Source organism: Candidatus Brocadia sinica JPN1 (assembly GCF_000949635.1).
Taxonomy (GTDB): domain Bacteria; phylum Planctomycetota; class Brocadiia; order Brocadiales; family Brocadiaceae; genus Brocadia; species Brocadia sinica.
Window position 1 is genome coordinate 1,610,011 of record NZ_BAFN01000001.1, and the last position, 15,444, is coordinate 1,625,454.

The 15,444-nt window shown below is 51.6% G+C and carries 9 protein-coding genes; 2 read left to right on the forward strand and 7 right to left on the reverse strand.

The genetic code is table 11. From position 1 onward, the window contains the following. Positions 1 to 9: 9 nt before the first annotated feature. The gene (locus BROSI_RS07275) at positions 10 to 1,830 is read right to left on the reverse strand and encodes a SpoIVB peptidase S55 domain-containing protein (RefSeq protein ID WP_052563084.1); all 1,821 of its coding nucleotides are present in this window, start codon (positions 1,828 to 1,830) and stop codon (positions 10 to 12) included. A 211-nt stretch (positions 1,831 to 2,041) separates the two neighbouring features. On the opposite strand from BROSI_RS07275, the gene BROSI_RS07280 reads away from it, so the two are divergent. Together BROSI_RS07280 and rpiB are read left to right on the forward strand one after the other, a co-directional pair. Further along, the gene (locus BROSI_RS07280) at positions 2,042 to 2,668 is read left to right on the forward strand and encodes an L-threonylcarbamoyladenylate synthase (RefSeq protein WP_052563085.1); all 627 of its coding nucleotides are present in this window, start codon (positions 2,042 to 2,044) and stop codon (positions 2,666 to 2,668) included. Between the two features lie 225 nt (positions 2,669 to 2,893). Then, on the forward strand, positions 2,894 to 3,346 hold the full coding sequence (gene rpiB, locus BROSI_RS07285) for a ribose 5-phosphate isomerase B (protein WP_052563086.1): 453 nt from the start codon (positions 2,894 to 2,896) through the stop codon (positions 3,344 to 3,346). A gap of 272 nt (positions 3,347 to 3,618) precedes the next feature. Here the strand turns inward: rpiB and BROSI_RS07290 are convergent, their stop codons facing one another. The 6 genes from BROSI_RS07290 to BROSI_RS07315 form a co-directional block, all read right to left on the reverse strand. After that, entirely contained in the window at positions 3,619 to 4,743 is a 1,125-nt protein-coding gene (locus tag BROSI_RS07290; RefSeq protein WP_052563087.1) for an ABC transporter permease, read from the reverse strand. 2 nt (positions 4,744 to 4,745) lie between these two features. Further along, the gene (gene rbbA / locus BROSI_RS07295; RefSeq protein WP_052563088.1) at positions 4,746 to 7,529 is read right to left on the reverse strand and encodes a ribosome-associated ATPase/putative transporter RbbA; all 2,784 of its coding nucleotides are present in this window, start codon (positions 7,527 to 7,529) and stop codon (positions 4,746 to 4,748) included. A 435-nt stretch (positions 7,530 to 7,964) separates the two neighbouring features. Further along, a complete protein-coding gene (locus BROSI_RS07300; protein ID WP_200891716.1) occupies positions 7,965 to 9,599 on the reverse strand; it encodes an efflux transporter outer membrane subunit in 1,635 nt (544 codons plus the stop codon). Then, positions 9,599 to 10,633 (reverse strand): HlyD family secretion protein, encoded by a 1,035-nt coding sequence (locus BROSI_RS07305; RefSeq protein WP_052563089.1) that lies wholly within the window; start codon positions 10,631 to 10,633, stop codon positions 9,599 to 9,601. The genes BROSI_RS07300 and BROSI_RS07305 overlap by 1 nt, the downstream gene beginning before the upstream one ends. Positions 10,634 to 11,299: 666 nt before the next feature. After that, positions 11,300 to 11,950, reverse strand: coding sequence for an LOG family protein (locus BROSI_RS07310; protein WP_052563090.1), 651 nt, complete (start codon positions 11,948 to 11,950; stop codon positions 11,300 to 11,302). 196 nt (positions 11,951 to 12,146) lie between these two features. Next, entirely contained in the window at positions 12,147 to 15,437 is a 3,291-nt protein-coding gene (locus BROSI_RS07315; RefSeq protein WP_082059097.1) for a bifunctional transaldolase/phosoglucose isomerase, read from the reverse strand. Positions 15,438 to 15,444: the final 7 nt, after the last annotated feature.

Here is a 15,444-nt window from a genome sequence, read left to right on the forward strand (position 1 = left end):
TCATTCCTTTTATTTAACCGATACCGGGATAGTTTGATTTCCGTTCAGCACATATGCCGTTGGAACACGGGTTATCACCTCGTCTAAAAGAGGGCCTACCCCGCTTTGATTGGAAAAACTCATAATGGAAAGCATCGATGCCGGAAGCGACGGGAATCCTTCTCCCTTATAGGTAATTCCTTTTTTGGCCAACAGGACGCGCACCATGAGATTATTATTCCGTTCCATGTTTTCGATATAACGCAAGAGCTGTTCAAAATTCGTGGGCAAGTACTTTCCTGCAGACCTTCCCAGATTCAATGCCTGGCCAAACGTAGCATCACAGGCCGTAACATTTAGCATACTTCCCGGAAGGGTATCATCGGGTATGTGCACCATTACCGTTTGATAAAAACTTTCTCCTGTAAAGGGCTTCAGACACACGTCCACCTGGAGTGTGTCGCCGGGCTTCACCTGTTTTTTATCCACCCTAATGGACTCGATATACGCCGTCTGCCGTGTGTCCAATACCGTAATTTTCAGATCAATCCGGTTTATTCGCACTGACTGAAACTGGTTATTGATAATCATGGTAAAGGGCTGGACAATGTGGTTAAGAGAAAACCACGATTGGTCGAGTTCGTAAAAAACATTTTCAACGACAACGGGTTTTTCATATCCTTCGATCAGGGCTGAAAGCCGTATTTTTACAGATTTTTCTCCCACCTTCCTTTCTGTTGATAACACAGCGCTTTGGGCAGCCATCAAGATAAGGCTGGGCGTCAACAGCTTGTTATCTACAATCTCAAAATTGTGTTCGAGTTTTTGCGAACCATCAACCTCGATACGGCAGGGTATCATGCGGGGCGATTCTCCAAGAATACCAGCGATTCCGGCCCTCCTGTCCTGGTATATTCTGCCAATTATTTCTACCGGGGAAGCCATTTTTACGGAATTGGACTGGCTGCAGAGTACGGTATAAACATAGGCGGATGCCATGGGGAGGTCTGCATTTCCCGTTTGTAAAAATGGGTGTCCAAAGGCAAGGACGTTATTTTCATCCACATACGTTACCGTACCAACGACGGCTGCGCTAAGATCTCCCCTGATCAGGATGGCAGCCACCGATGCCCCTGGAACGAGTTTGGATTTCCCTGATGTGCCCGGGTAAGAAGCGAAGCTCCCGCCCTGTACAGGATATAATCCGTGAGCATGAAAAAGGGGGTTCATTCTTTGCAAGACTTCAGTGTCAACGCCTGATACTATGAGCGGAGAAAGGATGGGGGTAAGCTTTATATTACCAAAATCATAGCTCGTTACCCCTTGTGATTCTGGTGTCAGGGAAGGGGTTGGCGTACCTGCAGGATCATTCTGCAACGGGGATGGAAGTTCCCAATCGGTAGAAGCCAGAGAAAGCCCTTTTTCTTGTGTTGGTATGTTAAGCAGGGTGCTTTTCATTTCGTTAATTGGGGTAACACCTGCAATAGCATCTTTTGAAAAACTCCATCCATAGGCAACGGCGCCAATAAGCCGATGGTTAATATAAACAGGACTGCCACTCATCCCGGCAATAATGCCGGATTTTTCCAGAGGACCGCCCGACATTCTGATCAGGATCATGTTGCTCTTTGCTTCCCAGTTTCTCAAAATACCCAACACTTCAACATTAAATATTTCTATCCGCTCACCTGTGAAAACGGTTTTACCATATCCTTTCATACCAGGGGTAATCTCATCGACATTCATAATATTTTCTGCGGCAAAGAGCATGGGCTTACTGATCGAAATAAAGGCAGAAAAAATACCCAGGATTACGAAAAAATAAGGCGATTTATGTATCTTTAGTTCCATGCTGCAAACTCTACCAAATTTGGCAATTTATTGTCAAGGTATAAAAGAGTTGAAATATTTATATTTAAAAATTAAACTATTTTGTATAAGATGTGTATTTGGAATTTTAATCTTACACGAGACAGGTAAGGCATAAGTTCTGATTTATACCTTGAAAGTAGAAACGTAGTTAATGTACTTATCGTGACAGGTAGTTCCTGCGACTGTAGTAATGGACACAATAGTACTTAATCTCAGAGATCAAAATCTTTATTCAAAACACATAGAAGCAGCTGCCCGGGCATTACGGGCGGGCGAACTGGTTGCCTTCCCCACAGAAACAGTATATGGACTTGGGGCTCATAGAGACAACGCAAAAGCCGTAGAGCGTATTTATAAGGTAAAGAAACGGGTCGAAGAAAAGAGACTCACCTTAATGATTGCGGATTCCGACGATGTAAAAAAGTATGTCGACCACTTTTCAAACACTGCAAAGAGGTTGATGGAATTTTTCTGGCCCGGTGCGTTAGCCATTGTTTTCCCTTTAAAGGACGGTTCAGACATTTGTATACGGTTTCCCGATAACACCGTGGCGAGGGATTTGGTCCGGGCTGCAAAGGTACCTATCGTCACTACAAGCGCGAACATTTCCGGATACCCACCCTCCACAGATGCACAACAGGTGCTGATGGACTTTCGGGGGAAGATTCCCATAGTACTTGACGGCGGTTCGACACGGTTTCGTTCCCCTTCTACCGTACTTGGATTAAAAGACGATGCCTTTGAAATCCTCCGCCAGGGTATTATTTCAGAGGCTATGATACGAAGTCGCCTTGAGAAGGGTTTGGTAAAGGTGTAATATTTACACAATCGAATTAGGTTTTTGGCGAAGCGAAGAGTCTCCTTGCTCTGCAACCCCTTTGAAATTTCCAAACGTTGAATTAGACTGATTCCTGGCTTCCCAACACAAGAAAACGCAGGTTTACTGCTGTACAAAATATTGTTATTGTTGCAGTTATACATTGTGGTTTTTTATTTTTTAACTCTCATAAAAATTTTATAAACGATAGTAAAAGAGTCTAGAATGAAAATTGCATTAGCATCAGATCACAGAGGTTTTGATTTTAAGCAGCGCGTGGCATCCATGCTCACACAAATGGGGCACACGGTAAAGGATTTTGGCACAAACAAAAACAGTGAATCGGTAGACTACCCTGATTATGGATTACAGGCGGCACGCGCTGTGGGATCAGGGGAATGCGAACGGGCAATTCTGATCTGTGGCACCGGCATCGGAATGTCCCTCGTTGCAAACAAAGTAAGGGGTGTGCGAGCTGCATGCTGCCATAACCTGTATACGGTTGAGATGAGCCGAAGGCACAATGATTCCAATGTATTGTGCATTGGCGCTGATGTCATAGATGAAGAACTTTTGGAACAGAAGGTCAAGCTGTGGTTAGAAACCCCTTTTGAGGGCGGGAGACACGCCCGCCGCGTAGAAAAGATCATGGAAGTCGAAAACGGGGAAGGAATCTAGGTCTGGGTAATTGGTATTTTTTCTGTAAGTATCCAGATAGATCATACATACAAAACAACAACAGCTTTCATGTTGTACTTATGCCACACTTGTTTGGGAAACCCAGCCGATATGCTGTTCATACTTAATATGTGTTCTGGTTGATGATTCTACCGCTACATTCGTAAGCTATATAAGTTTCCTGAAAGAGATGTCAAAACTTTGACTACTTATTATTATTTACGGCATTGAACAATGTCCTGATTGGCAGGCGGGATTTGCATGCCAGGAACCTACTTCGTCACTGCAATTGATTTCCGGAAGAGCACCAGGCTATATGCAAAGAACCCAAGACCGATGGCAGTTACCATGAGGAACTGTAACCATACCGCGCTCAAGCCGCCGCCGCGATAAATGATCACCTGCGAAAAGCTGACAAAATGCCGTGAAGGCAGGAAGAAAGTGATATACTGCAGCCATTGTGGCTGGCTCTCGATAGGTGTATTCCCGCCCGAAAGAAGCATCATCAGGATGATTACCAGAACGATCAGCAGCGCAAACTGCGCCATGGATCGAGAAATCGTGCCCAGAAATACCCCCAGCGCCGTCGTGAAGAACAGATAGAGCACGACGCCAATGAACCACAGCACAACCGAACCGGCAAACGGCACCTGCAGCACTGTCCTCACCACCAAAAAGAGTGAAAACCCCGTCGCGACGAGAATCATCAGGCCGTTGGCCCACACCTTTGCCATGGCGATTTCGAACGCGGATAACGGCATCACCATCAGGTGTTCCAGCGTTCCATGCTCGCGTTCCCGGATCACCGCAGCGCCTGTCAGAATTACCGTTAGCATGGTCACCTGATTGATGATGGCTACCACGCTGGTAAACCAGGAGGACATTCCGTTTGGGTTGAACATCCGGCGAACGACCAGATTAACAGGCTGGCGCTCCGTTTCATCCGTACGTTTGAGAAAAGTTGCGATGCGCTGGTTAATAATGTTCTTAATGTAGTCCGCGCCAATGCTGGCCTGCTTCATCGCGGTTGCGTCTACATTTACCTGAATGTCCGGATTTCGACCGGCGCGAAGGTCCGATTCAAACATGGTCGGAATCGCGACCACGAACATGAACCGGCCTTTGTCCATCGCGTCTTCAACCTTCCTGGCCTCGATATACTCAGGATACTGAAAATACGGCGGCAAGAAGGCATTGAACAATTCCTTGGACAAGGCCGAACCGTCCTCGTCCACGAAGGCAATTGATGCGTTGTTGACCTGAGTCGAAGTGCCCGTCGCCTGGACGTAGATAGCCATAGTGAACGCATAGCAGAGGAATATCACCATCACCAGATCGCTCAGCAGACTGGCAATTTCCTTGAGCCCAAGCCAGAAGATGTTCAGGAGTAATCTCATCGCTATTTCTCCTGCTTTCTCATACTTACGACGCTCACCGTCAGGAGAATCGGGATGCAACAGGCCAGAAAAACAACGTCCTGCATCAGAAAGTTGGGACCGAGGCCCTTGGTGTACGCGCCCACGCTGGCATGCATGTAGTAAGTTGTTGGCCAGATCGAGCCAATGAGCCGGGCCCGACCCACAAGTGTCGAGACCGGCTGTAACAAACCAGAAAATTGGGTGGTCGGTAAAATGGTCAGAATCGCAGTGACGAAAACGGCCGCGACCTGGCTGCTCGTGAACGTCGAAATGACCATGCCGATGCCGGTTGTCACGATAAGGTACAGCAGTGTGCACATCGTCAGCGTCAGGAAACTACCCTTGATCGGGACGCCGAAGACGATCAGCGCCATGGCAGCCAGGATAAAGAAGTTCATCATGCCAATCGCAATGTAGGGGAGTTGCTTTCCCACAAGGTACTCCAGTCTGCCTGTCGGCGTAACATAAAAGTTGATGATTGAGCCCAGCTCCTTTTCGCGCACGACGCTGACCGCCATGAGCACAGCCGGTATCAGCACCAGCAGCAGGGAAGGGACGCTCGGCACAATTGTATAGATGCTTTCAAACGTGGGATTGTACATGAAACGCGTCTGGAGAGTGGCGGTGTACTTGTCTGGGCCGGAGGACAATCCGCTGGCGGGATCGCGCAGCAAGGTGTCGTGCACCCCTTGCGCATACTGTGCGATCGTCTCACCCCGGTATGGGTCGGCCCCGTCCACCGACGCCGAGACATCCGGTTTGGATCCTCTGCGGAAATCCCTGCCAAAATCCGGCGGAACTTCAACAACCAGCGAGATGTCATTTGATTGCAGCCTTTCCAGCGCCTCGTCGGCAGTTCTGATTGGCGGTGTAAGACTGAAGTAACGCTGAGCCCCCGCGAACTGTTCCAGATACAAACGGCTTTCCGGAGACTGATCGAGATCGAACGTGGCATAGCGTATGTGCTCGACGTCGGAGGTAATTCCAAAGCCGAAAACGAGCATCAGCAATGCCGAACCAATGAAGGCAAAGGCCAGGCGCACCGGGTCGCGGCGAATCTGCATCGTTTCATTGTTGGTGTAGGCGAGCATCCGGCCAAGACTGAACCAGCCTGCACGGTGCACTGACGGCGTTGGCTGGGTCGCAGGCTGCTTGGCCGATGATGCGCCGATGGGCGCACTGTCCTTGCTCTCGCCTTTGGCCGCGGCGTCACCAATAGCGTCCTCCATGTAGCCGATGAAGGCATCCTCAAGGGTATCGGTGCCTCGCTCCCTGATGAGCTTCTGTGGAGCATCGCACGCCAGCACCTTCCCCGCGTTCATAAGCGAAATCCTGTCACAGCGCATCGCTTCATTCATGAAATGCGTGGTTACGAAGATCGTCACGCCCTGCTTCCGCGAAAGATCGATCAGGAGTTCCCAGAAGCTGTCCCGGGCCACCGGGTCAACTCCTGACGTGGGTTCATCCAGAATCAGCAATTCCGGCTCATGCAGAACGGCGACCGCCAGCGAAAGCCGCTGACGCATGCCCAATGGCAGATCTTCGGCCAACGAATCAAGATGCGCGCGCAGACCGAATTTATCCACCAACTCCTCGATACGTGTCTTGGCTTTGTCGGGCGGGATGTGATAAAGGCGCGCATCAAGCACCAGGTTCTGGCGAACGGTCAGTTCGCCGTAGAGTGAGAACGCCTGCGTCATGTAGCCGATGTGATTTCGCACCTCGATGCTTCCGGCTTCGACCGACTGGCCGCCGAAGAGCGTCGCGGTACCTTCGGTGGGGGGCAGCAGCCCCGTCAGCATCTTCATGGTTGTGGACTTACCGCAACCGTTGGAGCCCAGGAAGCCGAAGATCTCGCCGCGCTCGATGGACAGGCTGACGTGGTCAACCGCGGTGAAGCTGCCAAAGCGGCGCGTCAGGTCCTTGGCCTCGATGACAATTTCTGATTTGGATTCTACTCGCAGAGGAATGGTTACTTCCTTATGGCCGGCGCGCTTCTCCTCCGGCAGCAGGGCAATGAAGCATTGTTCCAGATCCTTCGTGTTCGTCCGTTTCATCAGCTCCGCCGGTGTTCCTGTCGCCAGCACGCGTCCGGCGTCCATCGCAACGATCCAGTCCCACTTTTGCGCCTCGTCCATATAGGCAGTGGAAATGACGACACTCATGCTGGGGCGTCCCTTGCGAATATCGTCAATGAGCGTCCAGAATTGCCGCCGCGAGAGCGGATCAACGCCGGTGGTCGGTTCATCGAGGATGAGAAGGTCCGGTTCGTGAACCAGGGCGCCGCAGAGCCCCACCTTTTGTTTCATACCGCCTGAGAGCTTGCCAGCGGGGCGTTCGGGAAAGGGGGCAAGTCCGGTGGCATCGAGCAGTTCTTTGATGCGGACCGGACGCTCAGAGGCAGATAGTCCGAAGAGCCTTGCCATAAAGTCGACGTTCTCATGAACGCTGAGTTCCAGGTAGAGATTCTTGCCCAGACCCTGAGGCATATAAGCGATTCGCGGACATACTTCGCCTCGATGCCGGGCATCAGCGATGTCCCCGCCCAGGACAGTCACGTTTCCCTGCTGCAGCTTCTTGGATCCGGCAACGATAGCCATGAGCGTGGATTTGCCGACGCCATCAGGCCCGATAACGCCTACCATAAGGCCGCTTGGAATGTCGAGGGAAATGCCATCGAGCGCCACAACGCTTCCATAGCGATGGGTGACGTCCTTGATGGAGACCACCGGTGTGCTACCGGATTGAGACGCGGGAGACAACATATATTTTATATCTCCTCCTGTTTATAGAGTATCAAATGTATGCTAAGAAGGTTTATAGATTGTGATTTTCTTTTGAAATTCCTTACTATAAATTTAATACTATTCAATAAAAGCGCTATAAATCCCGTAGGGATGAAATGATTATAGACGATAGCATAAAAACCAGCCGATAAACCCCGAAGGGGTGATATGATCGTTTTCCCGTGAAATGCCCCGTGTGTCTATTATGTCATCCCCTTGGGATTGGGTGTTGTTTTCGGTTTTTTCATCTATAATCATTTTACCCCTTCGGGGTTCTTGTTTTTATGTTCTTAATAAATCACAATAAATGAACACGTTTAGTATAATTTTACACATCACATCTTCATTATATCTCCTCTCTATCGTCAGGCTTATAAAGCGGCTCGCGCGGCGGCGGATCAGCTGCGGAAGTATTTACCAGTAGGGCTTTTTAAAAACTGGTACGTCCCTGGTCAGCAGCGGGTGTAAATCTTCCGGCTTTGGTGACGGCGGTGGCAACAAACGGCCCCAGTTGGTCCGTTTTTGCATCTCGGTTAGCGTACTTTCTGCTATAATTGGTTGTCCCTGACGCAACTCCCAACCTCCACCCAACGCCTTGTAAAGGGCAATCAAATTCGTGGCAATGGACGAGCGTGTCTCGGTCAAACGAATCTCCTCCTGCAATAAAGCGCGTTGCGTATCCAACACGCGCTGATAATCCACGGCGCCTTCTCGATATTGCACCAGGGCTATCTCTACCGATCTCTGGGCAGCTTGTACGGAGTTTTGTGTATACGTTGTAGATTCCTGGGATTTGAGGAAGCCAATCAAGGCGTCTTCCGATTCCTGGGCCGCCTTGAGCACAGTGTTTTTGTAGTTGACGAGCAATTGCTGAAATCGCGCGTCCTGGACGCGTACATTGTTCTCGATACGGCCGTAATTGAAAAAGGGCCACTGAACCGACGGGCCAAAGGAATAGAAAAAGCTGCCTGAGTCAAAGATATTATCCATGTGCGCATGGTTGGACTGCACCCCACCCTGGCTGCTGCTTTGTAACCCGATCTCACCAAAAAGCGAAAATCTGGGATAGAGATCCGCTTTGGCAATGCCAATCCGGGCACACTGTGCAGCTGCGGCAAGCTCCGCACTGCGGATATCCGGACGCCGCCGCAGCAATTCAGCCGGCATGCTGACGGCCACTTCCGCAGGCGCCGTTGGAATCCCTTTCTTTTCGTTCAGGACTGTCTGAATTGCGCCCGGAGGTTGCCCCAATAACGTACTCAAGGCGTTTTGCGCCTGCCGCAGTCCGCTTTGCAGCTGGGGTATGGAAGCCCGGGTGCTTTCTAATAACGTGCGGGACTGGGCCACATCCAGTTCCGTGACGACACCATTGCGGAAACGAGACTCGGCAATCTTTAACCCTTCCTCCTGGAGTTCGGCGTTTTTCCTGGTTAGCTCAATGCGCACCTCAAGGGTTCGAATCACCGTATAGGTGCGGGCGACTTCAGCAGTAAGTGAGACCAGGGCGTCATCGTAGTCAGCCTCCGAGGCAATCAAACTGGCGTGGGCTGCCTGCACGTCCCGACGAAACTTGCCCCAGAAATCCAATTCCCAGACCGCATCAAAGCCTACCTGATAATCCCAATAATTTCGGTCTCTAAAGGAACTATTGGGCGCATTTTCACTAACACCCTCCTTGGTTGCACTGCCAAATACCTCTTGTTGCTGGGGAAACTGCTGGCCGATGGCAATACCTAACCGGGCACGGGCTTCCAGAATTCTCAGACCGGTAATCTGCAATGGAAGGTTTTGCTGATAAGCAAGTTTGATTAATTGATCTAATGTCGGGTCACTGAATGCCCTCCACCACTGGCTGGCAACGTCAGCCTGGGTTGCGACCCGTGAGTCATCTTTCTCGTTCCAGTTTTCCTGAATTTCGGCTTCAGGTTTCACAAAGTCGGGGCCCACCGCACACCCGTCCAGCAGCAACACCATGCTCAGGAGTGAAACCGCACTGGCAATGGCCCAACGCCCTTCGTACATCGTTGGCTTTGCATCGTTATTGCACATCAAGGCACCTCCCTGGGGCGTTCAATCGCCTTTGAGGGCAGCGTCAAGAGATTCTGCAGCCAGTGCGGCCAGGTGGCGTATTCATCCACCTTGACATATCCGACGCCCCGGACGCCCGTCTTTACGTAATCCATGTAAGCGGCGGCCAGCTCTTCAGGCACCTGTATCTTGACGCGGAACATCAGCTTCTCACGCTCGCTGCGTGTCTCGACCTGCTTGGGAGTGAATTGCGCCTCCGGGGACACGAAACTCACATATCCGGCCGCTGCGAGGCCAGGAGCATGGTCAAGGGTAATCCGTCCTTCGGCGCCAATCTTCAACTTGGCGGCCTGTTGTGCGGGAAGGAATATCTCCATATAGATGTCTTTCAAGTTCACTAACGTCAGTGCTTTCCCGCCGGGAGCCAGGACCTCGCCAACTTCAGCCAAGCGATACAGTACTCTTCCGCGGACTGGGGACCTGAGCGTCGCATCGTCGATGCGGGTCTGGATCGTCACTACGTTTGCCTGCGCGACTTCGACCTCTTGCTTGGCGGTTTGCAGCCTCGCTTCCTCTTCCGCGAGTGCGGCCGTGGTTGTTTCCAATGCCGTCCTGCGGACATCATACTCACGCTGCGAGCCGGCGCGTTCTTCGACGAGTTTTCGGGTGCGTTCGACCTCTATCCTGGCAAGTTCAATCTCGCTTTTCCGCCTGGCGATGGCGGCGTTGGCGATCGCTAGGCGCTCCTGCGTGGCGGCGACGTTTGCCTTGGCGCTGGCCAGCTCGGCATCCAGCGTGATAGTGTCCAGCCTTACCAGCACCTGACCCGGCTCGACACGATCGCCTTCGTCGACGAGGATTTCCTTGACCCTGAGCGGTTCCTTGGCGGCGACATCGACCAGTTTGCTCTCGATCCGGCCGTTACCTGAGGCGATCCCCTCCGGCAGCGCGAATTTCTTTGCCTTCCAAAACTTATAGCCGAAGAACGCAGCTCCTGCGACAACGACTATCGGTATGATCCATATCAGGTGTTTCTTGTAACTAGTTTTGGACATAGGAGACTCCTTTGATTGTATTGAATAATTGCTTTTTCGCATTAGACATTCAATCCTAAAACAAAGGGGATTGAAAGTTTTTTTCCTGGACATAAATCCTTGCTAAAGGCAACGACACATGTAGCCGCAGACTTCAGTCTGTGGCTACCAGGCTTGAAATTCCTATACCTAAATTAGGCCTTCGGCGACTTATTTAAAGAGAACGTCGAACCGCAGAACAAGGAATATCGAATAGTGAAGTAAAAATACTTCATCATTCAACATTCTTTGTTCGATATTCGATATTCGGCGTACCTCTTTTCAATGGAGAGCGAAGAAGCTCTTCGCTCTGCAACAACTTTGAAATTCCTATACATTAAATTATGTCTTCGGTGACTTTTATATAACAAGGTTAATACCCACCCCTGAATCCCCTCCCAAGAGGGGACTTTTCAAATTCCCCTCTTGAGAGGGGTAGGGGTGTGTAAGGCAATAACAAAAAGTTTGAAATTCCTTAACATTTTATTAGGCTTTCAGCAACTTTGCTTGAGGTCGCTTGTAGGGGCGAAGCATTTGCTAATAGTACATTTGAATGCCGTCGCATATCCTGGACAGCAAATGCTTCGCCCCTACAACTAGGTATACCAGCAATCTTTCTATAACGTTTTCTAAGCAAAGCGAAGTCATTTACCTTTTTTCCTTCTTATTCAGCCATGCCGTATGGTACTCGCGGATGAAAGCGATCGCTTCTTCCGCATTCGCCGCACAGTGCGGAATGGTCATATCCTCGGCATTTGCCAAAGGGGTATCGGGAGAAAGCATGGAGCCGCGCGTCCACTCGATCAGCCCTGGCCACATTTTCCCCACAAGGATCAGCGGCGTGTCCTCAAGGTGCCTCACCTGCAGCAACTGCCAGATCATCATCGTCTCCAGAACCGTGCCGATCCCTCCCGGCGCGACGATGAAAGCGTCAGATGCGAGCACGAACTGGTGCAGGCGCGTAAAGAATGTCCGATGCTCGAACGCCTGGGTAACAAACGCATTGACTTCCTGTTCAAAGGGTAAATCAACCCGGATTCCGACGGACTGGGCACGTCCCGTTGCGCTGGCGGCACCTTCGTTGGCAGCCTGCATGAGCCCCGGGCCGCCGCCGGTGATAATGTCGCAGCCCATCTTGGCCAGTGCGGCGGCGGCTCGCCTGGATGGTTTGAGCCGTGTAAGATTGTTGACGACGTCCCAAAGGCCGAGGATTGAGTTCACGATCACTTGCTTCACTCCTTCTTCGTCGGCAAGGCTAATTAAATCGGATTTTGTTTCCGTGGATTTCTCTTTGCTCATGGTGATTCGCCTCTCCTTTCTGACAATATTTAAACTGCGTATTGAATAACGAATATTGAACAAGAAATTTCGAATTATGAGGTTTCTTATCCTTTGACATTTACTATTCCTTGTTTGATATTCGATAGTGTGATCCTCATCATTCGTAGGGACACGGAGCACCGTGTCCCTACTAACTGTCCCCGGTCTCCTCCGGCTACGACAGCAGCGCCGCAGCAACGGCTTTTTGCAGAGTAGCCAGTCCGGCGCCAACGTCTGCGCCGAGATGAGCGCGTAATGCGCGGCGATCGCGCTCCAGCAGGACCTGAAAATCACATCGGGCCTGGGCTGCCTTGACTACTCCGAACGTGTATTTCTGCCCCGGCACGGGTAAATCGACGGCGTCATCGCACGTGATCTGCAGGAAAACACCCGTATTCGGCCCGCCCTTGTAAGCCTGTCCTGTCGAGTGGAGGAAGCGCGGTCCGAATTGGAGACACGTAGCTACCCGCCTGGCGTCACGAACGCCCTGGCGTATCGCCTGCAATGCCCGCTCGTGCGTTTCGTTCATCTCTATATAGGCGAGAATCGCAAAATAGTCGCCCACGCCGAGTCGGTTCAGATGCTCCCTGAGATACCCCGACAGCGTCCGATGATCTTTCATCATCGGTATTAATGCAGCCGTATTTTTCTCATCCGTGTATAACTTGATCCCCTCCCCTGTGAAGAAGGGTGTTTCCGGGGGTACCATGCCGTTTCTTTCGTACTCGGCGGTCAATTTCCGCGTCATGATCTTGCTCACTTCGACATCCGGCTGGTCAAACGGGTTAATACCGAGGATGGAACCGGCCACTGCGGTTGCTATCTCCCAGCGGAAAAATTCCTCGCCCAGGTCGTAAGGATCGTCTACCTCAATGCGTACGACCGGATGACCGGCTTGCCCCAGTTCGTCAACCAATTGGTCCTGTGCCGAATCTGGCGCCGATAGCATTCTCAGGTAGACAAATATACGGTCATGGCCATAGACATCAGGTTTGCCGGGCGCTTCGCGGTCAATCGGAATCAATCCCCTGCCCTCTTTCCCTGTTGACTCTGCAACCATCTGCTCCAGCCAGGCGCCAAGACCGTAAATGCCCGGAGAAGTAATGATCGTCATCTTGTCGTGTCCAAATTGGTTCGCAGCTACACCAAGGATGGTACCGAGTATGACACCGGGGTTTTCTTCTGCCGGAACCGAGGGCATGCAGGCACAGACCATTTCATCAGTCCTATCCAAAAATTTCACCACATCCATTCCCAGGATGGCTGCGGGGACCAGACCGAAATCGGAGAGCGCCGAGTAGCGCCCACCGATATTCGCCCAGCCGAAGAAGACATACCGAAAGCCATCGCTTTCTGCAATCTGCTGCATCCTGGAACCGGGATCGGTGATGGCAATGAAATGACAGCCGGCTTCCTTCACACCAACGAGTTGTGTCATGCGGTCGAAGAAATACTGTTTTAAAATATTGGGCTCGATGGTCGAGCCAGATTTGCTCGAGACAATGAAGAGTGTGTTTTTCAGATCGACTTTGCCCTCGAAAGCCTTCACCTGTGCCGGGTCGGTGGAATCGAGAACAGAAAGTTCCGGAAACCCGCTGATCGTACCGAAGGTCAGCTTCATCACTTCAGAACAGAGGCTCGATCCGCCCATGCCTAACAAGAGGACATGGGAAAAGCCGGCGCTCCTGGCCACTTCGGTAATTTGGATCAAGCGCTGGATGTGAGCCAACTGATCATTGGTAATGCCGAGCCAGCCGAGCCACTGCGATTCATCTTTGCCGGTCCACAACGATGCGTCTCGACCCCAAAGCTTTCTTACTTTGCCCTGCGCGTGCCACTCTCTCAAAGAATTTTTCACCACAGAGGCGAATGTCTTGGGTAGTATGTAAGTCAGGCGATTGATCTTTCCTGCCCCTGCTTCCCTGCTTTGCTTCTCTAAAGCCTTCAGCAGCTTGCCAAAGGCATCCGAAAATAGCTTTACCCCCTCATCAAGCAACTTGTCGGCCACGTCCTTCATGGAGATTCCGGCTTCGGCGAGCGTGGTCATGGTATCATAGGCTGACTCGATATCTTCCGTGAGGCTTGCGCGTAGCCGCCCGTGGTCACGAAAAGCTCCGAGGGTCGCAGGAGGAATCGTGTTAACCGTCTCAGGCCCGATCAATTCTTCCACGTAGACGACATCCCGGTAGTTAGGATTCTTCGTACTCGTGCTTGCCCATAACAAGCGTTGCGTTTGCGCACCTTGTCCGGCCAGCGCTTGCCAGCGCTGGCCGCTGAATAGTTCCCGGTAACGCTGATAGGTTAGCTTGGCGTTGGCGATCGCTGCCTTGCCGGTGAGGCCACGCAGGAAGCGCTCTTCTTTTGCATGTGACGGTGCCTGCAACCTTGCTTCGATAAGCGTATCGATGGCGGTGTCAATCCGGCTGATGAAGAAACTGGCAACGCTACCCACGCGCTTCAGATCACCGCCACGGGCGGCAAATTTCTCCAGACCCGCAATATACGCTTCTGCCACCTGTTCGTAAGCTTCCTGCGAAAAGAGCAGCGTCGCATTGACATTAATGCCCTCGCTGATAAGTTGATGGATGGCAGGAATGCCTTCAGTTGTGGCTGGAATTTTGATCATCAGATTATCGCGCTCTACTGCTTGCCACAGCCGCCTGGCTTCATCCAGGGTGCCCACCGTGTCGTGCGCAAGGAACGGAGATACCTCCAGGCTTACATACCCGTCACGACTCAAAGCTTCCTCATACACTGGATGCAGCGCATCTGCAGCGTCCTGAATATCGCGGACTGCGATTTTTTCATAGAGCGTCTTCGCATCCTGCACCCGTGCTTCCGGCGTGTCGAAAATCTCACGGTAATCGGCAGATCCGGTAACAGCTTTTTCGAAGATTGCCGGATTGGAGGCCACGCCACGCAAGCCGTCATCATCGATCATACGGCGCAACTCACCGCTGGTGATCAGGCTGCGGCGTATGTAATCGAGCCATACCGACTGGCCGAAGACCTGCAGGGCGCGCACCCGGTTTTCCAGTGCCGTCATCTTAGCGAGCCTGCGAAGATGTCGCCCTTCGCCTGTAAAGCTTGCGTTTAAGAACGAACGAATCAGTTCTCGTGCAAGCTCAATGCCGACTACACGACCGCCCAGCACCAGCACATTCATGTCATCATGCTCCACACCCTGGTGTGCCGAGTAGGTGTCATGGCATAACCCGGCGCGGATGCCGTGAATCCTGTTCGCTGCCATCGATGCGCCGACGCCGCTGCCGCAGAGAAGGATACCACGCTCAGCCCTGTATTCACGCAGGGCTGCGCCGATGGCTTCAGCATAGTCCGGGTAGTCCACGGGATCTTTGCTGTAGGTGCCAACGTCGAGTACCTCGTGTTTCTCCTTGATCAAAAAGGCCTTCACATCTTCCTTTAGCTCGAATCCGGCATGATCTGAACCTATTGCAATACGCATGTCTCAC